We start from the raw sequence: 18,837 nt of genomic DNA on the forward strand, positions 1-18,837 counted from the left end.
GACACGCATCCCACAGATCGCGCCATGGGACGTCCGGCCGGTCCTGGGTACCACGGGGAGCAGAGGGAGAGGAGGCTGACGATGATCTCCCGGACGGTCACCCTGCCCGTCGGCGGCGCGGGCCTCACCGGTGATCTGACCGTGCCACCGGACGCCCGCGCGGTCGTGCTCTTCGCCCACGGGAGCGGCAGCTCCCGGCACAGCCCCCGCAACCGCCAGGTCGCCGCCGGCCTGCGCTCCGCCGGGCTCGGCACCCTGCTCATCGACCTGCTCACCGAGGACGAGGAACGCCAGGACGCCGTCACGGCCGAACTCCGTTTCGACATTCCTCTGCTGGGCCGCCGGCTGGTGGCCGCCCTCGACTGGCTGGCGCAGGATCCCGGCACCGCGGGCCTGTCCGTCGTCCTGTTCGGCGCCAGCACCGGCGCGGGCGCGGCCCTGGTCGCCGCCGCCCAACGCCCTGACCGGGTACGGGCGGTCGTCTCGCGCGGCGGACGGCCCGACCTGGCGGGCGATGCCCTGGACGCCGTTCGCGCCCCGGTGCTGCTCATCGTGGGCGGCCGGGACCCCCACGTGCTGCGGCTCAACGAGGAGGCGGCCCGGCGGCTGCCCGCCCCGCACACCCTCCACGTCGTGCCCGGCGCCACCCACCTGTTCGAGGAACCCGGCGCACTCGCCCAGGTCACCGACGCCGCCCGGCGGTGGTGCGACGAGCAACTGAGAACGGCCACAGGCCGATGACCGCCGGGTCAGCACGGCGCGCATCGTCCGGCGGGCGCAGGGGTACGCGGGAGCCGGACGGGGTGCCGGGGGCGCGAGCCGGACCGTCCGAAGGCGAACGCCGGGCCGGCTGGGCGCGAGCGGGACCATCGGCCTGACCGGCCGGGGGCCTCTTCGGTGCGGGAAACGGAGGTGACCGTCATGCGGTTCCGTGATCGCCGGCAGGCCGGCCGGGAACTGGCCGAAACACTGCGCACCCGGCAGCGCGCGGGAGACCTGCCCGACCCCCTCGTCCTCGCCCTGCCCAGGGGCGGGGTCGCCGTGGCGCGCGAGGTCGCCGCCGCGCTGGACGCCCCGCTCGACGTGCTCGTCGTCCGGAAGATCGGGGCGCCCCATCAGGAGGAGCTGGGCGTCGGGGCGATGGCCGGGGACGAGGTGCCGCTCCTCGACACGGAAGCCCTGCGCCACCTCGGGATCGGCGAGGCAGCCCTCGCGCCCGTCATCGAGCGGGAGCGCGCCGAACTGCGGCGCCGCGAACGGCTGTACCGGCAGGGCCGACCGGCCCCGGACCTGCGCGGACGGACCGTGATCGTCGTCGACGACGGCCTGGCGACCGGTTCCACCGCCCGTGCCGCGCTGCGCTTCGTACGCCGGCAGGCGCCCGCACGGGTGGTGCTGGCCGCGCCCGTCTGCTCCCCGGAGGGCGCCGAGTCGATGCGCGCCGAGGCCGACGAGGTGATCTGCCTGCACCGCCCGGCCGCGTTCATGGCCGTGGGCCTGTGGTACGAGAACTTCGACCAGCTGACGGACGAGGACGTGATGGAAGCGCTGCACGTGCAGCTTTGACCCGTTGTTCACCTGGCAGGGGTGGCGGAAACCAGCCACACCGGACAAGGATGTCCCCTCCCCACACCTGCATCAGGAGTAACAAGTGAACGTCTCGCCGTCCGTGTGGCTGCTGACCGTGGCCGCCCTGTGCGTGCTCGTCGCCGTCGATTTCTTCGTCGGCCGCAAACCGCACGACGTGTCCCTCAAGGAAGCCGGGACGTGGACGGTGGTGTGGGTCGTCCTGGCCGTGCTGTTCGGCGCGGGGCTGTGGTTCGCCGGTGGGAGCGGGCCCACGGGCGAGTTCTTCGCCGGGTACATCACCGAGAAGTCACTCAGCGTCGACAACCTCTTCGTGTTCGTCCTGATCATGGGGAAGTTCGCGGTGCCCTCGCAGTACCAGCAGCGGGTGCTGATGATCGGCGTCCTGGTGGCCCTCGTCCTGCGGGCGGTGTTCATCGCCGCAGGTGCCGCGATCATCTCCGCCTTCTCCTGGGTCTTCTACCTCTTCGGCGCGTTCCTGATCTGGACCGCCTGGAAGCTGGTCCAGGACGCCCGCACGCAGGACCACGACGAGGAGTACCAGGAGAACAAGCTGCTGAAGATGGCGGAGCAGCGCTTCGGCGTGGCCGACCGCTATCACGGCACGAAGCTGTTCATCACCGAGAACGGCAGGCGGATCATGACCCCGATGCTGGTCGTGATGCTCGCGATCGGCTCCACGGACGTACTGTTCGCCCTGGACTCCATCCCGGCCATCTACGGCCTGACGCAGGACCCGTACATCGTGTTCACCGCGAACGCCTTCGCCCTGATGGGCCTGCGCCAGCTGTACTTCCTCATCGGCGGCCTGCTGAAGAGGCTGGTCCACCTCTCCTACGGCCTGTCGATCATCCTCGGCTTCATCGGCGTGAAGCTGGTGCTGCACGCCCTGCACGAGTCCGGCGTCCACGTCCCCGAGATCGGCATCCCGTTCTCACTGGGCTTCATCGTGCTGGTCCTGGCGGTCACGACGTTCACGAGCCTGCGCGCGTCGAAGCAGCAGGCCGAGGCGGCGGGAGAGCCTGCCGCGGAGTCCCGATAGGCGGCCGGGGGAGGGGCTGCCGTCAGACGACCCCGTCCGCACGCAGGGCCGCCACCTCCTCGCCGGTGCGGCCCAGTTCGGCGAGGATCGCCTCGGTGTGTTCGCCCACCGCCGGCACCGGGTCCATGCGCGCGGGCAGACCGGCGAGTTCGGCGGGCGGGAGCAGCGCCTCGACGGTGGCGCCCGGCACGTCGACCTCGCTCCAGCGGCCCCGGGCGGCCAGCACGGGGTGGTCCAGGAAGGCGGCCACGTCGTTGACTCCGGCGCAGGCGATGCCGCTGCGCTCCAGATCCTTGAGGACCTCGTCGGACCCGGAGCGGGCGCAACGCTCGGCGACGATGGTGTTGAGCTCCTCGCGGTGGGCGACACGGTCGGAGCCGGTGGCGAACCGCGGATCGTCGGCCAGCTCCGGACGGCCGAGGAACTCGGCGCACAGCGCCACCCATTCCCGCTCGTTCTGAATGGAGAACAGCACGTCCTTGCCGTCGGCGGCGGTGTACGTCCCGTACGGCGCGATGGTCGCGTGCTGGGTGCCCAGGCGCGGGGGCTGGGTGCCGCCGTACCGGGTGTAGTAGGCGGGCTGGCCCATCCACTCCGCGAGCGCCTCGAACAGCGACACCTCCACGGGGTGGGCCTCGCCGGTGGTGGCGCGGGTGTACAGGGCCGTGAGGACGCCGCTGTAGGCGTACATCCCGGCGGCGATGTCGGCGACGGAGATCCCGGCCCGGGCGGTGCCCTCGGGGGTCCCGGTCAGTGACACCAGCCCGGTCTGGCACTGCACGAGCAGGTCATAGGCCTTGCGGTCGGACCAGGGGCCGGTCGTGCCGTAGCCGGAGATCGTGCACGGGATCAGGCCGGGCCGGCGGTCGGTGACGGTGGCGGCGTCCAGACCGAGCCGGGCGGCGGCGCCCGGGGCGAGGTTCTGTACGAAGACGTCGGCGCCGTCGAGGAGGTCGTGCAGGATCTCGTGACCGCGCGGGTCCTTCAGATCGAGGGTGAGGGACTCCTTGGAGCGGTTGAGCCAGACGAAATAGCTGGAGTGCCCGTGCACGGTCGTGTCGTACCGGCGGGCGAAGTCGCCGCCGCCCGGCCGCTCCACCTTGATCACCCGGGCCCCGAGGTCGGCGAGCTGCCGGGTGGCGTAGGGCGCGGCCACGGCCTGCTCCAGACTGACCACCGTGACCCCGGCCAGGGGGTACCGCTGCACGCTCATGCCTCAAGCTCCCGATCGTGTACGGAGGGCGCTCGGACAGTCTGCCGCAGGCGAAGAGCGTGAGGGCGGGCCGCCGACGCGATCCGGATCACGCCGACGGACGGTTTCGGAGGATGACAGTGCCGCTGACGTGCGGCTTTTCCTCCGCGCGCGACCGAGGGCCCCGGGTCCTGCGGGGTGTCCTCGGCGGTGAACCGCAGGGGGCACGGGTCCCGGCCCAGGACCTGGGCAGCTCCAGCACGGGCACGGCGGGCCCGACACCGAGACGCCCGGCGAGGGAGGACGAGCCGTACCGCACCGGTGGCCCGTTCCGGTGACGCTGCTCCTGCTCGGTGTGCCCGGCCCGGCAGCGAACGTGCCCCGCGCCTGCACGGGCGTCACCGGTCCGCTGTCGTCGGCGGCTCGACCGCGTCTCTGTCACGGTCCGAGCACGCCTCACGCATCCTTCTGGCCACGCAACCGAAGTGGCCGAAAAATGTGTCTCCGAGCGTGGCCGGCCGCTGGGGAGCGGCCGCCTTGGGGGGCTGGAAATGAACGCATGGGCGGTTCCCGGATACACCGAGTCGCTCGAACTCGGGGCAGGGGCAAGCGGCCGGGTCGTCCTCGCCGTGCACGAGGAGACCGGTGTGCCGGTCGCCGTGAAGTACCTCAGCGAGTCGCTGCGCACCCGGCCCGGGTTCGTGCGCGACTTCCGGGCGGAGGCACGGTTGCTCGGGGGGCTGGAGAGCCCTCATGTGGCCGGGCTCTACGAGTATGTGGAGAGCCCGGACGGTGCCGCCATCGTCATGGAACTGGTGGACGGCGTCCCGTTGCGCACTCTGCTCAGGCGGGAGGGCCCGCTCGCTCCGGAGGCCGCGCTCGTCGTCCTCAAGGGGTCGCTGCTCGGTCTGGCCGACGCGCATCACCTCGGTGTCGTCCACCGCGACTACAAGCCGGAGAACGTCCTGGTCGTGCCGGACGGGTCCTCCAAGCTCGTCGACTTCGGCATCGCCGTGGACGCGGGCACCAGCGCCGGAGTGGCCGGAACCCCCTCCTACATGGCCCCCGAGCAGTGGACGGGCGCACCCGCCTCGCCCGCCTCCGACGTCTACGCGGCCACGGCCACCTTCTTCGAGTGCCTGACCGGGCACAAGCCGTACGACGGCGACAACCTCGCCGAGCTCGCGCTGCGGCACCTCGACGCGCCGGTCCCCGCCGAGGAGGTCCCCGACGCGGTGCGGGAACTGGTACGGCGCGGTCTGGCCAAGGACCCGGCGGAACGCCCCGCACAGGCCGAGGCGTTCGTCACCGCACTGGAGTCGGTCGCCGGCGCCGCCTACGGCGCCGACTGGGAGGAACGCGGCCGGGGAAGGCTCGCCGCGCTGGTGGCCCTGCTGCCGCTGCTCCTTCCCTCGGCCCGCACGGCCCCGCGGAGCACCACGGACACCGCTCGCACGGTGCTGGGCCGGGAGCCGCGCCCCGGCCGGGCCCACCCGTGGCTGCCCGGCCGCCCCGGAGTGCTCGTCTCCGCCGCCGCCGTACTGCTCGGTGCCCTCCTGACGTACGGGCTGCCTCACGACCCGGGGACCGCGGCGCAGCGGGCGGCGCAGGTCCTGGCCACCACCAGCGCGGAGTCCGGTGCGGGCCCGGCGGCGTCCGCCGCCCCGACCGCCTCCGCCCCGTCCGCCACACCGACGGCCTCGGCCACCCAGTCGCCGTCCCCCGCCTTGTCGGCCTCGGACCCGGCGACCACCGGCACCGGGGCGCCCACGACCTCGGCAGTCCCGCCCGGCGGCGGGGGGACAACCGCTCCCGCCGCGACGACCACCGCACCCCCCACCGCGACGACGCCGACGACCACGGCCCCGGCCCCGCCCGCCGGTCCCGCCGTCGAGGACGTCATCGTGACGGCCTTCCGGCAGACCGGCCCCACGACCGCCACGGCGACCCTCGGCATCACCACGGACGGCCCCGGCCCCGTCTCCATCACGGTCTCCTGGTTCACGGGCGACACCGCGGGACAGCCGGGCACGGCGGACGGCGCGGCCCAGACCTTCGAGCGCAGCGGCGCCACCCAGTACACGCTCAGCGTCGACCACACCTTCCAGACCCTCGGCTGCTACTGGACGGTGCAGGCCACCACCACCCCGGCCGCCGCCGACGGCGGCGCCTCGCAGCAACTCCTGACCAGGCGGTGCGACCTGCGATGACCGCACACGACGACGACCACAGCCCCGCGCAGCCCGACGGCGAACGGACAGAGGTGCTGAGTTCCGCCGGCGAGCCGACCGCGGTGCTCGGCCGCGCCGGCGAACGGCCCGAGGCGCCGGGGCGTCCCGCCGACCGGACCCGGACGCTCGGAGTCGACGCGGAGTACAGCGCCACCGCCCTCGCCAGCCACTGGATCCAGCGGCCCGGAGATGACGAGACCCTCGCGGAGCAGGCGGCGACGGAGAAGGCGCCTGCCCGGCCGACGCCCCCCGACCGGGTCGAAGGAACCGTGCTGCGCTTCGGCCCGGGTGTGAGCGCCGCCGTTCACCACCGCAGCCACCGGACACTCCCCGCCGTCCCGCCGCCTCCGGCGCCCCGGGAGCGACGGCTGCGCAGGCACGCCCTGCCCGCGCTGGTCGTGCTCTGCGTCCTCGCGTTCCTCGCCTGGCAGCGCCTCGGGCCGCCCCTGGCGGTGAGCGGGGTGACGGTCACGGCCCGGCCGACGTCCCTGGGCTGCGGCGGCACCGCGGACCTCGTCGCCCTGGTCGCCACCAACGGCCGCCCCGGCACACTGTCGTACCGCTGGATCCGCAGCGACGGCACCGCCTCGGGCGTGCTGAAGGAAGTGCTGGGCCCGGGACAGCGGCAGGCACGCCTTCACCTGCGCTGGACCTTCCAGGGCACGGGACACCGCACGGCCCGGGCCGAATTGCGCATCCTCTCCGGGACCCCGCGCACGGTCACCACCGGCTTCACGTACGACTGCCCCTGACCGGGGACGCATTCCGGGACGGGCGATCCGAGCTCCTCATGTCCTGGGTCCGCCCCGGGGCCGGGGGTGCGTCTCTCGAAGGCCGCCCGCCCGAGGCCTCGCGCCTCACCTCCCGGGTGCCCCCACGCGCAGCCCGTCCATGACGAAATCCAGCAGGCGGGTGGCGCGGGGCTGCCAGTCGGTGCCGGGGGGCAGCGTCCAGAGCCCGCCGATGAGGAGGAAGAGGTCGTCCGCGGTGATCCCCGGGCGGATGGTGCCGGCTTCCTCCGCGGCCCTGAGCAGCAGTTCGGCCGCCTCGGTGACCGGGGCGTGCCCGGGCTTCGCCGGCTGCCCCGGTGCGCTGGTGGCCTGGCGGATCGCGTCGGCCAGGCCCGCCTTGGCCAGGGCGAACCGCGCCAGCCGGTCCATCCACTCGCGCAGCGCCCGGTCGGGCTCCCGGCTCTCCAGCAGTGGTGCCGCGGTGTCGGCGACCTGGTGCATCTCGTGCCGGTAGATCTCCAGCACGAGCGCCTCGCGGGTGGGGAAGTGGCGGTAGAAGGTGCCCTGTCCGACACCCGCCTTCTTGGCGATCGCGCTCAGCGGGACGTCCGCCGAACGTGTCAGTTCCTCCAGCGCCACCTCCAGGATGCGCTCGCGGTTGCGCTGCGCGTCCGAGCGCAGAGGGGCGTCCTTCTTCTGCCGCACTCGTACTCCTCGCGGGCCGCGGCCGAAACCGGACCTTGCTAAGCGGACAGCTGTCCGTTACGTTTCCCGAGTAGCGGACAACTGTCCGCTTGTTCCATCGTATCGGCGGGCCCCCTGTGCGGACAGCCCGTGCCGGACGCGCCGCGCGCGGGCACGCCCCGCATCCCGCCCGGTCGCGGACCTGCACCATCACCCGCAGCGACCCCGCCGCCTGACCTGGCGATGTGAGAGAGAAGGCACCCATGCCCCCATCGACGTCCAGCGACCTCACCCTGTCCGTCAACGGCGAGAAGTACACGCTGACCGTCGACCACCGCACCACCCTGCTCGACGCCCTGCGTGAACGACTCGACATGACGGGCACCAAGAAGGGCTGCGACCAGGGCCAGTGCGGTGCCTGCACGGTCCTGCTCGACGGCCGCCGCAGCCTGGCCTGCCTCCAGCTCGCCGTGGCCGCCGAGGGACGCGAGGTCACGACCATCGAAGGCGTGGCCGAGGGCAAGCGACTGCACCCCGTACAGCAGGCGTTCCTCGACCTGGACGGCTTCCAGTGCGGCTACTGCACACCAGGTCAGATCTGTTCGGCCATCGCCGTGATCGAGGAGCACGCGGCCGGCTGGCCGAGCGCGGTCACGGGCGACGTCCGGCCCGAGGCGGGACCACCGCCGCTGACCCCGGAGGAGATCCGTGAACGCATGAGCGGCAACCTGTGCCGCTGCGGCGCGTACGTGTCGATCGTCCAGGCCGTGGCCCGGGCCGCCGAGGAGACCAAGGGAGCTGCGGCATGAGGGAGTTCGGCTACCAGCGGGCGTACGATGTCGCCGGCGCCGTCGCACTGCTCGACGGCGACGGGGAAGCCCGCTTCCTGGGCGGCGGCACGAATCTCGTCGACCTGATGAAGACCGGCGTCGAACGGCCCGCCCGGCTCGTCGACGTACGCGAACTGCCCCTGAACCGCGTCGAGCCGGCCGAGGACGGCGGGCTGCGCATCGGGGCCACCGTCACCAACAGCGACCTGGCCGCCCACCCCGAGGTCCGGCGCCGCTATCCGGCACTCGCACAGGCCGTGCTGTCCGGAGCCTCCGGACAGCTGCGCAACATGGCCACCGTCGGCGGCAACCTCCTCCAGCGCACCCGCTGCGGCTACTTCACCGACATCACCTCCCCCTGCAACAAGCGCGATCCCGGCAGCGGCTGCCCCGCCATCACCGGAGAGCACCACAACCACGCCGTCCTGGGCGCCTCGGACCACTGCGTGGCCACCCACCCCTCCGACATGGGCGTGGCACTTGCCGCCTTCGACGCGAGGGTGTCGTACGAGACGGCCGACGGGGCGGGAGAGCTGCCGCTCACCGACTTATACCTGCCGGTGGGGGAGACCCCGCATCTGGAGACCGCCCTGCCGCCGGGCGCGCTCATCACCGGCGTCACCCTCCCGGCCGACGACACAGCCGCCAACTCCCGCTACCGCAAGGTGCGCGAGCGGGCCTCGTACGCCTTCGCCATCGGCTCCGTCGCCGCCGCGCTCGACGTCCGGGACGGCCTCGTCCACGACGTGCGCCTGGCCTTCGGCGCGGTCGCCTCCCGCCCCTGGCGCGCCCGAGCCGCCGAACGCGTCCTGGCCGGCGGCCCGGCCGACGCGGAGCACTTCGCCGCAGCCGCGGATGCCGAACTGGCGGCGGCCAGGCCCCTGACCCACAACGGATACAAGGTGACCCTGATGCGCAACCTCGTCGTGGCCGTGCTGAGCGAACTCGCCGAGGAGGCCGCCCGATGACCACCGCCACCAGGGGGGCCGTCGGCACCGCGCACCCGCGCGTGGAAGGCCGCGACAAGGTCACCGGAGCGGCCCGCTACGCCGGCGAGATCCCCTTCGCAGAGCTCGCCCACGGCTGGCTGGTGCTCTCCACCGTCGCCCGCGGCCGCGTCCGAGCCCTGGACGCCGAGGCCGTGCTCGCCATGCCCGGGGTGCTCACCGTGCTCCACCACCACAACGCCCCGCGTGTCGACACCGACTACACCGGCATGATGGGCACCCCGCCGGACCCCACCGTCGGCCTCTTCCAGCACGACCGCGTGCCCCACATGGGCTGGCCGGTCGCCCTGGTCGTCGCCGAGACCTCCGAGCAGGCCAGGGAGGCTGCCGAGGCCCTCGTGGTGCACTACGACCAAGAGCCGCACGACGTCGCGTTCTCCGCCGGACGCGAGGCCGAGTCGTACGCGCTCGACGGGCACATGCCGGCCGTGGTGGAGAAGGGCGACCTGGACGCCGGACTCGCGGCGTCCGCCGTGGTGGTGGACGCCGAGTACACCACCCCGGAGGAGCACCACAATCCGATGGAGCCGCACGCGGCGGCGGCCCGGTGGGAGGGCGGCCGACTGGAGGTCGTCGACTCCAACCAGGGAACCGCCTGGGTCGCCGGCGAGCTCGCGAGCCTGTTCTCCCTCGACCCGGCTTCGGTGCGGGTCCGGTCCGAGCACGTGGGCGGCGGGTTCGGCAGCAAGGGTGTTCGCGTGCACCAGGTGGCCGCGGTGATGGCGGCGACCGTGCTGCAGCGCCCGGTCCGGGTCGTCATGACCCGCCGGCAGATGTTCTCCCTCGCCGGTCACCGCAGCCCCACCGCCCAGCGGGTCAGGCTCGGCGCCGACGCGGACGGACGGCTGCTCGCGCTGGAGCACCGGTCGCTGAACCAGACCTCGACCTTCCACGACTTCGTCGAGCCGAGCGCGGCGTCGAGCCGGTCGATGTACGCCGCCGACGCCCACCACACGGCCAGCCGGCTCGTGAAACTCGACGTCCCCACCCCGACCTGGATGCGGGCCCCGGGCGAGGCGCCGGGCTCGTTCGCGCTGGAGTCGGCGCTCGACGAGCTCGCCGAGCGGTGCGGCGTCGACCCGATCGAGCTGCGGGTCCGCAACGAGCCCGAGGCGGGCCCGGTGTCCGGGCTGCCGTTCGGCAGCCGCAACCTCATCCCCTGCTTCCGGGAAGGCGCCCGCAGGTTCGGCTGGGACGGCCGGGATCCGCGGCCCGGCGTGCGCAGGGAGGGCCGCTGGCTGCTCGGCACGGGAACCGCCGCCGCCTCCTTCCCCACGCTGGCCATGCCGTCCACGGCGGCCCTGACCGCGGAGGCGGACGGCACCTTCACCGTGCGGATCAACGCCGCGGACATCGGCACCGGCGCCCGCACCGCGCTCGCCCTGGTCGCCGCCGACGTACTGGAGGTGCCCGCGGACCGCGTCCGGGTGCGGATCGGGGACAGCGACCTCGGCGCCGCGGCGATCGCCGGAGGCTCGGCCGGCACCCGCTCCTGGGGCTGGGCCGTCACGGCCGCCGCCCGGGAACTGCGCCGGAGCCTCGCGCCGGGCGCGGACATCCCGCCGGAGGGCGTCACCGTACGGTCGGACACGGCCGAAGCCCTCGGCGCCCTCGCCCAGAAGGAGCGGCACGCCTTCGGCGCGCAGTTCGCCGAGGTCGCCGTCGACCCCGCCACCGGAGAGGTCCGCGTGCGCCGCATGCTGGGCATCTTCGCGGCCGGCCGGATCGTCAACCCGCTCACCGCCCGCAACCAGTTCGTCGGCGGCATGATCTGGGGCATCTCCATGGCCCTGCACGAGGAAGCCGTCCGGGACCGGGCGAGCGGTGGCCTCTACGGCGCCGATCTCGCCGGCTACCACGTCGCCGCCCACGCCGACATCCCGCACATCGAGGCCGACTGGGTCGACGACCCCGACCCGGACGATCCGGTCGGCATCAAGGGCATCGGTGAGGTCGGCATCGTGGGCGCTGCCGCGGCGGTCGCCAACGCGGTCTGGCACGCGACCGGCGTACGCCACCGGAACCTGCCGATCCGCCCCGACCGCGTGCTGCTGGCGGGCGGCGATGCTTGATCTCGCAGGACCTCTCCACGAGTGGATCGAGGAGGGCCGGGACTTCGCCGTCGCCACGGTGGTCGCCGTCGGCGGCAGCGCCCCGCGCCCTCCCGGCGCCGCGCTCGCCGTGTGCGCCGACGGCACGGCCGTCGGCTCGGTCTCCGGGGGCTGCGTGGAAGGAGCGGTGTACGACCTGTGCCTCCAGGCCCTCCGGGACGGCGAGACCGTGGTGGAGCGGTTCGGCTACAGCGACGAGGACGCGTTCGCGGTGGGCCTTACCTGCGGCGGGACGATCGACGTCATGATCACCCCGTTCCGGGGCGGCCGTCCGGCCGAGACGGCCGCCCTGACAGCCGCCGCCCGGGAGGAACCCGTCGCCCTGGCCCGGGTGGCCCGCGGCCCGTCCGGCCTCCTCGGCCGGGCGCTCCTGGTCCGCCCTGACGGCTCGTACGACGGCGGTCTCGGCGGGGCCTCGGACTTGGACCGCGCCGCGCTCGACCGGGCCCGCGCCCTGCTCGCCACCGGGCGCACCGGCACGGTGGAACTCTCCGAGGAGGGGGCACACTGCCCCGGCGGTCTCACGCTGCTCGTCGAGTCGGCCGCTCCAGCACCCCGCATGATCGTCTTCGGCGCGATCGACTTCGCGGCGGCCCTCGTACGGGCGGGGAAGTTCCTCGGCTACCACGTCACCGTGTGCGACGCCCGCCCCGTCTTCGCGACCCGGGCCCGCTTCCCCGAGGCCGACGAGCTCGTCGTCGACTGGCCCGATCGCTACCTCCGGCGCGCGGAGACCGACGGACGCACGGTGCTGTGCGTGCTGACCCACGACGCGAAGTTCGACATCCCCCTCCTGACGGAGGCGCTGCGGCTGCCCGTCGCCTACGTCGGCGCGATGGGCTCCCGCCGCACCCACGAGGACCGCGAACGGCGTTTGCGGGACGCGGGCGTGAGCGAGCGCGAGCTGGCCCGGCTCAGGTCTCCGATCGGCCTGGACCTGGGGGCCCGTACGCCCGAGGAGACCGCCGTGTCGATCGCGGCGGAGATCATCGCGGCACGGCACGGCGGCACGGGGGCGCCGCTCACCGGCTCGGGCAGGCCGATCCACCGTCCTGACCGCGAGCCGCAGCCGGCCTGAGCGACTGCCGCCGGCGTGCGGGAGGGGCCGGGGCCGATTCCGGACCCGGCCCCTCCATGGGCGCGAGGTGAGGCGTCAGGCCGCGGCGGGCTCCGAGGCGTGACCGTGCAGACGGGCGATGACCTCGGTCAGCTGCTCGGCGACCTCGGCGTCGTCGGCCGGGTGCGTCTCGGCGAAGCGGGTCATCGAGCCGGGGATGGACAGCTTGACGTCCTCCAGGACCTTGCCGCCGGCCACGCCCACGGACTTGCGGGTCTCGTCGTGCGCCCAGACACCGCCGTACTGGCCGAACGCGGTGCCGACCACGGCGACCGGCTTGCCGCTGAGGGCACCGGCACCGTACGGGCGGGACAGCCAGTCGATGGCGTTCTTCAGCACGGCCGGGATGGTGCCGTTGTACTCGGGGGTGAACAGGATCAGGCCGTCGGCGGCGTTCGCGGCCTCACGCAGCCGCGCGGCGGCGGCCGGGACGCTACCCTCCACGTCGATGTCCTCGTTGTAGAAGGGGATCTCGGCCAGACCCTCGAACAGGTCCACCTCGGCACCTTCGGGGGCGAGCTTGACGGCCGCCTCGGCGAGCTGGCGGTTGTGCGAACCGGCACGGAGGCTGCCGACGAGGGCGAGGATACGAACGGACATGCTGACTCCCACATCTGAGGCGCTGCTCTGAGGCACTGATGACGATCCGGACCGGGGTCCGTTTAACGTTCTAGCATCCTAACCGGACCGCGGTCCAGTTTTGTTCCCGATGCTTTACGCTGGCTTCATGTCCACCGTCCCGCCCCCCTTCCCGACGCCCCAGGAGCCCGTCGACCATCCCGAGCTGCTTCAGCTGGGCACCGCCCTGGAGGGCGACGAGCCCTGCCTGCGGGCCGACGCCGCGCGCAACCGTGCCCGGCTGCTGGAGGCCGCCGGGCGGCTGGTGGCGGAGCGCGGCGCGGAGGCCGTCACGATGGAGGCGGTGGCCGCCGAGGCCTGTGTCGGCAAGGGCACGGTCTTCCGCAGGTTCGGCGACCGCACCGGCCTGCTGACGGCGCTGCTCGACCACTCCGAGAAGAAGTTCCAGGCCGCGTTCCTCGGCGGCCCGCCGCCGCTCGGGCCCGGAGCGCCGCCCGTGGAGCGGCTGCGGGCGTTCGGCTGTGCGATGCTGCGCCGCTCCGCCGACGATCTGGATCTGCAGCTGGCGGCCGAGCCCGGCGCGAACCGCCGCTTCGTCGCCCCCGCCCGCCGCGTGCTGCGGCACCACCTCGAGATGCTGCTGCGCCAGGCCGTCCCCGACGCGGACTGCGATCTCCTCTCCCATGCGCTGATGGGCCAGCTGGATCCGGCCCTGATCCATCACCTGACCAGGCAGTGCGGAGTTCCCTTGGCCCGGCTGGAGGCCGGGTGGGTCGACCTGGTCGACCGGGTGACAGGTGCGGGTACCGCCTCCCGATAGGCGCCCGCCGTACCCCGTGAGCGCTCACGGGTTCCTCACAACTCCCCCGCCGGACGGGCGCATTGGGGCTTCTGCCAAGATGCCGTACGTCATGGTGCAGATACCGAAAACGCCCGCGCCCCCGTCCCCCGCACCGTCGCGCTCCGTGCCCACGAGCGCCGATGTGGCCCGCCTGGCCGGCGTCTCGCGCGCGACCGTCTCCTACGTCCTCAACAACACCAGCGCCGTACGGATCAGCGAACCCACCCGCCGCCGCGTGCACGAGGCCGCGAAGGAACTCGGGTACGTGCCCCACGCCGCGGCCCGCAGTCTGCGCGCCGGGCACAGCCGCATGGTCCTGATCCCCACGCCGACCTTCCCCGTCGGCCCGCTCTACAGCCGGTTCCTCACCGACCTCCAGGGATCGCTCGCCGCCTTGGACTACACGGTCGTGCAGCACGGCACCGGCGGCCCGCACGGCGACGAAGCCGCCCGCGCCTGGGCCGAGTTGCGGCCCGTGGCCGTGCTCGTACCCGGCTCCGGGCTGGGCCCGCGCGGGGTGGCGGTGCTCAAGCGCTCGGGGGCGCGGGCCGTGGTCACCCTCGGACCCGAGACCATCGAGGGCGCGCACGCGCTGCTCATGGACCACGACGTCGTCGGCCACAGCGCGGGCGCCCACCTCTACGACCGGGGCAGGCGCCGGATCGGCGTCGTCGTCCCGCAGGAACCCGGTCTCGAGGCGTTCTCCGCACCCCGTCTCGACGGCGTGCGCCAGTCGGTGCGCGGCACGGCCGCCACGGTCACCGAACTGCCCCTCGCCTACGACGAGCAGGCCGCGGCGCGCCTCGCCGCCCGCTGGCGCACGCTCGGCCTGGACGCCGTGTTCACCTACAACGACGAGTACGCGATGCTGCTGATGCGGGCCCTGCTGGACGAGGGCATCCGCATCCCCGAGGAGACGGCCGTGATCGGGGCCGACGACCTGGTGCTCGGGCGGCTTCTGCGGCCCCGCCTCAGTACGGTCCGCCTGCGGCTGCCGTCCGGGCGTGAACTCGCCGAACTGGTCGACCGGGCGGTGCGCGATCCCGCCATCGAGCCCGAGACGCACAAGGTGCTGGGGGCCACGGTCCTGCATCGCGAATCGAGCTGACCCGGGCGGGTGTGACGTGGCTGCCAGGTGTCAGGTGGCAGGTGCCGGATGGCACACGCCGGCCACCATCCGGCGGAGGGCGAGCGCCGGACGCCAATCCGCAATCGGCTGACGGCAATCGCGAGGCGGTCCGGTCCGCGGGCGCGGCAGGGCTAGGATGTTGCATGCTCAACAAAACGGGGACGCGTTACCGCGCGGGCCGCGGCACGCACCGCCGTGCCCGTTCGGCGCGTTCCGCCATGTGACCGCCGAACCGGCCGCGCACGCACGGGAGTTCCGCTCGCCCGTCAGCCGGTGACCGATCGATCGGAGAGCCGTCATGCCGTTGCTCGACACGAAGACCTGGCAGCCCCGCAGCCTCGCGGGGCCCGGGTACACCGTCACCGAGCCCGCCACCGGCCAAGCCCTCGGCACTCTCGCCCTCGCCGGCCCCGAGGACGTCCAAGCCGCCGCCGGGAGGGCCGCCACCGCCCAGATCGCCTGGGCGCGCACCCCGCACTTCGCCCGTGCCGCCGTGCTCCGCAAGGCCGGAGACCTGTTCACCGCGCACGCCGCCGAACTGCGCGAATGGCTCGTCCGCGAATCGGGTTCCGTCCCCGGCAAGGCCGACTTCGAGCTGCACGTCGCAGCCCAGGAGTGCTACGAGGCCGCCGCGCTCGCCTCCCGCCCGGCCGGACAGGTGCTGCCCAGCGAGGCGCCGCGCCTGTCGTACACGCGCCGCGTTCCGGCCGGCGTGGTCGGCGTGATCTCGCCGTTCAACGCGCCCCTGATCCTGTCCATTCGCTCTGTCGCACCGGCCCTGGCGCTGGGCAACGCGGTCCTGCTGAAGCCGGACCCGCGCACGGCCGTCTGCGGAGGGCTGTCCCTCGCCGCGGTCTTCGCCGCCGCGGGTCTGCCGGAGGACCTGCTGCACGTACTGCCCGGAGGACCGGACGCCGGACAGGCCCTGGTCGGCGACCCGCGCGTGCCGATCATCTCCTTCACCGGCTCCACCGCCGCCGGACGGGCCGTGGGCGAGGCCGCCGGCCGTCACCTCAAGCGGGCCCACCTGGAGCTGGGCGGCAACTCGGCCATGATCGTGCTGGAGGACGCCGACCTCGACGCGGTGATCTCCACGGCCGCCTGGGGCTCGTTCTTCCACCAGGGCCAGATCTGCATGACCACCGGACGCCATCTGGTGCACGCGTCCCTCTACGACGAGTACGTCGAGCGGCTGGCGGCCAAGGCGGACTCACTCGCCGTCGGCGACCCGCATCGGGGGCAGGTCCACCTCGGTCCCATCATCGACTCGGGCCAGCTCGCCAAGATCAGGGGCCTGGTCGAGGCCAGCACGGCCGCGGGCGCGAAGCTCGCCGCCGGCGGCACCCACGACAGGCTCTTCTACCGGCCGACGGTGCTGGCCCACGTCGACGACCGCACCCCCGCCTACACGGAGGAGGTCTTCGGCCCGGTGGCGCCCGTCCGCTCCTTCAGCACCCCGGACGAGGCGGCGGCCCTGGCCGCGCAGAGCCCGTACGGCCTCTCCCTGGGCATCGTCACCAGGGACCCGGCCCGCGGCCTCGACCTCGCCGAGCGCATCCCGACCGGCATCGTCCACATCAACGACCAGACGGTGAACGACGAGGCCGTGGCACCCTTCGGCGGGGTCGCCGCCTCCGGCACCGGCGCCCGCTTCGGCGGCGAGGCCAACCTGGAGGCCTTCACCGAACTGCGCTGGACGACGGTACGCGGAGACGTCGCTCCCTACCCCTTCTAGGAGCTCCGCACCCCTCTTTGCCCGAGGGCCCGGCCGTCCGGACCCGGGCCGGGTCACTCCGCCGGCTGCTGGGCCTGCTGCTCGGCGACCGCCTTGCGGACCTCGTCCATGTCGAGGTTGCGGGCCTGCCCGATGACGTCCGTCAGGGCGGCCTCCGGCAGGGCGCCCGGCTGCGCGAACACGGCGACCTGGTCACGGACGATCATCAGCGTGGGGATGGACTGGATACCGAAGGCCGCGGCCAGCTCGGGCTGCGCCTCGGTGTCCACCTTGCCGAACACCAGGTCCGGGTTCTCCCCGGCCGCCTTCTCGTACACCGGGGCGAACTGCTTGCACGGCCCGCACCAGTCGGCCCAGAAGTCGATCAGGACGAACTCGTTGTCCGTGACCGTCTGGTCGAAGTTCTCCTTGGTGAGCTCCACGGTGCTGCTCATGGCGTAAATCCCTCTTCCTGGTGTGGGGTCAAGCCGTCGGCACAACACGGCCGACCGGACACGTATTCCGCGCCCCTACCCATGTGGCCAGGGCGCACACCACCCACCAGACTGACCCCATGACGGAATCGGAAACCAACGCGTACGACGTCGTGGTGCTCGGGGCCGGGCCCGTGGGGGAGAACGTGGCCGACCGCACCCGCGCCGCAGGTCTGACCACCGCGGTCGTGGAGAGCGAGCTGGTCGGCGGCGAGTGCTCCTACTGGGCGTGCATGCCCAGCAAGGCCCTGCTGCGGCCGGTCATCGCCCGCGCGGACGCCCGCCGCGTGCCGGGCCTGCGCCGATCGGTGCAGGGCCCCCTCGACGCCTCCGCGGTCCTCGCCCACCGGGACTACTACACCTCGAACTGGAAGGACGACGGTCAGGTCGGGTGGCTCGACTCCATCGGCGCCGACCTGTACCGCGGCCACGGGCGACTCACCGGCCCCCGCAGCGTGACGGTCACCGGCCCCGACGGCGGCGAGCGCGTCCTGACCGCCCGGCACGCCGTCGCCGTCTGCACCGGCAGCCGCGCCGCCCTGCCCGGCCTGCCCGGGCTCGACGCGGTCAAGCCGTGGACCAGCCGGGAGGCCACCAGCTCCAGGACGGTGCCCGGCCGGCTGATCGTGATCGGCGGCGGCGTGGTCGCCACCGAGATGGCAACGGTGTGGCAGGCCCTCGGCTCGAAGGTCACCCTGCTGGTCCGCGGCAAGGGCCTGCTGCCCCGGATGGAACCCTTCGCCGGGGAACTGATCGCCGAGGCGCTCACGGAGGCCGGCGCGGACGTCCGTACGGGCACGTCCGTGGAGTCGGTGACCCGGGACAACGGGACGGTCGTGGCCGTCACGGGCACGGGCGACCGCATCGAGGCCGACGAGATCCTCTTCGCCACCGGCCGCGCCCCGCGCACCGACGACATCGGGCTGGAGTCGATCGGCCTCGACCCCGGCTCCTGGCTGTCGGTCGACGACAGCCTCCGCGTGTCCGGCCATGACTGGCTGTACGCGGTCGGCGATGTGAACCACCGTGCCCTCCTCACCCACCAGGGCAAGTACCAGGCCCGCATCGCCGGCGCCGCCATCGCCGCACGCGCCACGGGGGAGTCGCTCGTCGTCGACCCCTGGGGCGCCCACGCCGCGACGGCCGACCACGCGGCCGTCCCCCAGGTCGTCTTCACCGACCCGGAGGCGGCGGCCGTGGGCCTGTCCCTGGCGGAGGCGGAACAGGCAGGTCACCGGGTGAAAGCCGTCGACGTCGACCTGTCCACCGTCGCCGGGGCCGGCCTGTACGCCGACGGCTACCAGGGCCGCGCCCGCATGGTCGTCGACCTCGAGGAAGAGACCCTGCGCGGCGTCACCCTCGTCGGCCCCGGCGTCGGCGAACTCATCCACTCCGCGACCATCGCGGTCGCAGGCCGGGTCCCGATCAGCCGCCTGTGGCACGCCGTCCCGTCGTACCCGACGATCAGTGAGGTGTGGCTGAGGTTGCTGGAGGCCTACCGGGACTCCTGACCCGCGGATCGGTCGGCGCCCGAGCGGCGCCTACCGG

17 protein-coding genes are annotated in these 18,837 nt (G+C 73.5%); 13 read left to right on the forward strand and 4 right to left on the reverse strand.

The features are described 5' to 3' along the window. Positions 1-81 precede the first annotated feature (81 nt). The 3 genes from ACFY5B_RS36385 (at position 82) to ACFY5B_RS36395 (ending at position 2,629) form a co-directional block, all read left to right on the forward strand. The gene (locus ACFY5B_RS36385) at positions 82-741 is read left to right on the forward strand and encodes a dienelactone hydrolase family protein (RefSeq protein ID WP_389978474.1); all 660 of its coding nucleotides are present in this window, start codon (positions 82-84) and stop codon (positions 739-741) included. A gap of 180 nt (positions 742-921) precedes the next feature. Next, on the forward strand, positions 922-1,566 hold the full coding sequence (locus tag ACFY5B_RS36390) for a phosphoribosyltransferase (RefSeq protein WP_389978476.1): 645 nt from the start codon (positions 922-924) through the stop codon (positions 1,564-1,566). Positions 1,567-1,651: 85 nt separating this feature from the next. Continuing rightward, positions 1,652-2,629, forward strand: a complete 978-nt coding sequence (locus ACFY5B_RS36395) for a TerC family protein (protein ID WP_389978478.1) — start codon at positions 1,652-1,654, stop codon at positions 2,627-2,629. 22 nt (positions 2,630-2,651) lie between these two features. On the opposite strand, the gene ACFY5B_RS36400 is transcribed toward ACFY5B_RS36395, so the two are convergent. Continuing rightward, the gene (locus ACFY5B_RS36400) at positions 2,652-3,842 is read right to left on the reverse strand and encodes a CaiB/BaiF CoA transferase family protein (protein ID WP_389978481.1); all 1,191 of its coding nucleotides are present in this window, start codon (positions 3,840-3,842) and stop codon (positions 2,652-2,654) included. Positions 3,843-4,372: 530 nt separating this feature from the next. Between ACFY5B_RS36400 and ACFY5B_RS36405 the strand changes: the two genes are divergently transcribed. Both ACFY5B_RS36405 and ACFY5B_RS36410 read left to right on the forward strand, forming a co-directional pair. After that, positions 4,373-6,031, forward strand: coding sequence for a serine/threonine-protein kinase (locus ACFY5B_RS36405; protein WP_389978484.1), 1,659 nt, complete (start codon positions 4,373-4,375; stop codon positions 6,029-6,031). After that, complete coding sequence (locus ACFY5B_RS36410; protein ID WP_389978487.1) at positions 6,028-6,804, forward strand: hypothetical protein; 777 nt, start codon at positions 6,028-6,030, stop codon at positions 6,802-6,804. The genes ACFY5B_RS36405 and ACFY5B_RS36410 overlap by 4 nt, the downstream gene beginning before the upstream one ends. A gap of 105 nt (positions 6,805-6,909) precedes the next feature. On the opposite strand, the gene ACFY5B_RS36415 is transcribed toward ACFY5B_RS36410, so the two are convergent. Further along, the gene (locus ACFY5B_RS36415; RefSeq protein ID WP_389978490.1) at positions 6,910-7,488 is read right to left on the reverse strand and encodes a TetR/AcrR family transcriptional regulator; all 579 of its coding nucleotides are present in this window, start codon (positions 7,486-7,488) and stop codon (positions 6,910-6,912) included. A 242-nt stretch (positions 7,489-7,730) separates the two neighbouring features. Here ACFY5B_RS36415 and ACFY5B_RS36420 point away from each other — a divergent pair, with 242 nt between their 5' ends. From ACFY5B_RS36420 to ACFY5B_RS36435, 4 genes are read left to right on the forward strand one after another with little or no spacing between them, the layout of a single operon-like run. Continuing rightward, on the forward strand, positions 7,731-8,276 hold the full coding sequence (locus ACFY5B_RS36420; protein ID WP_389978493.1) for a (2Fe-2S)-binding protein: 546 nt from the start codon (positions 7,731-7,733) through the stop codon (positions 8,274-8,276). Further along, positions 8,273-9,265, forward strand: a complete 993-nt coding sequence (locus ACFY5B_RS36425) for an FAD binding domain-containing protein (RefSeq protein WP_389978496.1) — start codon at positions 8,273-8,275, stop codon at positions 9,263-9,265. Before ACFY5B_RS36420 ends, ACFY5B_RS36425 begins: the two co-directional genes overlap by 4 nt. Then, positions 9,262-11,376: a xanthine dehydrogenase family protein molybdopterin-binding subunit gene (locus ACFY5B_RS36430; protein WP_389978499.1), complete on the forward strand. Its 2,115-nt coding sequence runs from the start codon at positions 9,262-9,264 to the stop codon at positions 11,374-11,376. Before ACFY5B_RS36425 ends, ACFY5B_RS36430 begins: the two co-directional genes overlap by 4 nt. Beyond that, a complete protein-coding gene (locus tag ACFY5B_RS36435; RefSeq protein WP_389978502.1) occupies positions 11,369-12,493 on the forward strand; it encodes an XdhC family protein in 1,125 nt (374 codons plus the stop codon). Before ACFY5B_RS36430 ends, ACFY5B_RS36435 begins: the two co-directional genes overlap by 8 nt. A gap of 75 nt (positions 12,494-12,568) precedes the next feature. Here ACFY5B_RS36435 and ACFY5B_RS36440 read toward each other — a convergent pair whose 3' ends face one another. Further along, entirely contained in the window at positions 12,569-13,132 is a 564-nt protein-coding gene (locus ACFY5B_RS36440) for an NAD(P)H-dependent oxidoreductase (protein ID WP_031110747.1), read from the reverse strand. Positions 13,133-13,259: 127 nt separating this feature from the next. Here ACFY5B_RS36440 and ACFY5B_RS36445 point away from each other — a divergent pair, with 127 nt between their 5' ends. The 3 genes from ACFY5B_RS36445 to ACFY5B_RS36455 all read left to right on the forward strand — a co-directional run bounded on the left by ACFY5B_RS36445 (position 13,260) and on the right by ACFY5B_RS36455 (position 16,816). Continuing rightward, positions 13,260-13,931 (forward strand): TetR/AcrR family transcriptional regulator, encoded by a 672-nt coding sequence (locus ACFY5B_RS36445; RefSeq protein ID WP_389978505.1) that lies wholly within the window; start codon positions 13,260-13,262, stop codon positions 13,929-13,931. A 79-nt stretch (positions 13,932-14,010) separates the two neighbouring features. Further along, a complete protein-coding gene (locus ACFY5B_RS36450; RefSeq protein WP_389978508.1) occupies positions 14,011-15,060 on the forward strand; it encodes a LacI family DNA-binding transcriptional regulator in 1,050 nt (349 codons plus the stop codon). Positions 15,061-15,379: 319 nt separating this feature from the next. After that, positions 15,380-16,816, forward strand: coding sequence for a benzaldehyde dehydrogenase (locus ACFY5B_RS36455; RefSeq protein WP_389978511.1), 1,437 nt, complete (start codon positions 15,380-15,382; stop codon positions 16,814-16,816). 53 nt (positions 16,817-16,869) lie between these two features. Here ACFY5B_RS36455 and trxA read toward each other — a convergent pair whose 3' ends face one another. Next, a complete protein-coding gene (trxA, locus tag ACFY5B_RS36460) occupies positions 16,870-17,250 on the reverse strand; it encodes a thioredoxin (RefSeq protein WP_053673779.1) in 381 nt (126 codons plus the stop codon). A gap of 119 nt (positions 17,251-17,369) precedes the next feature. On the opposite strand from trxA, the gene ACFY5B_RS36465 reads away from it, so the two are divergent. Further along, positions 17,370-18,800 carry a dihydrolipoyl dehydrogenase family protein gene (locus ACFY5B_RS36465; protein ID WP_389978514.1) on the forward strand — a complete coding sequence of 477 codons (1,431 nt, stop codon included), beginning with the start codon at positions 17,370-17,372 and terminating at the stop codon, positions 18,798-18,800. Positions 18,801-18,837: the final 37 nt, after the last annotated feature.

Origin of the sequence: Streptomyces sp. NPDC013187 (assembly GCF_042899705.1) — a bacterium.
Lineage (GTDB): Bacteria > Actinomycetota > Actinomycetes > Streptomycetales > Streptomycetaceae > Streptomyces > Streptomyces hawaiiensis_A.

Coding starts and splice junctions, on each gene's coding strand:
- ACFY5B_RS36410 (WP_389978487.1), top strand. CDS start 6,028: ATGACCGCACACGACGACGACCACAGCCCCGCGCAGCCCGACGGCGAA.
- ACFY5B_RS36400 (WP_389978481.1), bottom strand. CDS start 3,842: ATGAGCGTGCAGCGGTACCCCCTGGCCGGGGTCACGGTGGTCAGTCTG.
- ACFY5B_RS36440 (WP_031110747.1), bottom strand. CDS start 13,132: ATGTCCGTTCGTATCCTCGCCCTCGTCGGCAGCCTCCGTGCCGGTTCG.
- ACFY5B_RS36435 (WP_389978502.1), top strand. CDS start 11,369: ATGCTTGATCTCGCAGGACCTCTCCACGAGTGGATCGAGGAGGGCCGG.
- ACFY5B_RS36445 (WP_389978505.1), top strand. CDS start 13,260: ATGTCCACCGTCCCGCCCCCCTTCCCGACGCCCCAGGAGCCCGTCGAC.
- ACFY5B_RS36430 (WP_389978499.1), top strand. CDS start 9,262: ATGACCACCGCCACCAGGGGGGCCGTCGGCACCGCGCACCCGCGCGTG.
- trxA (WP_053673779.1), bottom strand. CDS start 17,250: ATGAGCAGCACCGTGGAGCTCACCAAGGAGAACTTCGACCAGACGGTC.
- ACFY5B_RS36385 (WP_389978474.1), top strand. CDS start 82: ATGATCTCCCGGACGGTCACCCTGCCCGTCGGCGGCGCGGGCCTCACC.
- ACFY5B_RS36455 (WP_389978511.1), top strand. CDS start 15,380: ATGCCGTTGCTCGACACGAAGACCTGGCAGCCCCGCAGCCTCGCGGGG.
- ACFY5B_RS36405 (WP_389978484.1), top strand. CDS start 4,373: ATGAACGCATGGGCGGTTCCCGGATACACCGAGTCGCTCGAACTCGGG.
- ACFY5B_RS36390 (WP_389978476.1), top strand. CDS start 922: ATGCGGTTCCGTGATCGCCGGCAGGCCGGCCGGGAACTGGCCGAAACA.
- ACFY5B_RS36420 (WP_389978493.1), top strand. CDS start 7,731: ATGCCCCCATCGACGTCCAGCGACCTCACCCTGTCCGTCAACGGCGAG.
- ACFY5B_RS36465 (WP_389978514.1), top strand. CDS start 17,370: ATGACGGAATCGGAAACCAACGCGTACGACGTCGTGGTGCTCGGGGCC.
- ACFY5B_RS36450 (WP_389978508.1), top strand. CDS start 14,011: ATGCCGTACGTCATGGTGCAGATACCGAAAACGCCCGCGCCCCCGTCC.
- ACFY5B_RS36425 (WP_389978496.1), top strand. CDS start 8,273: ATGAGGGAGTTCGGCTACCAGCGGGCGTACGATGTCGCCGGCGCCGTC.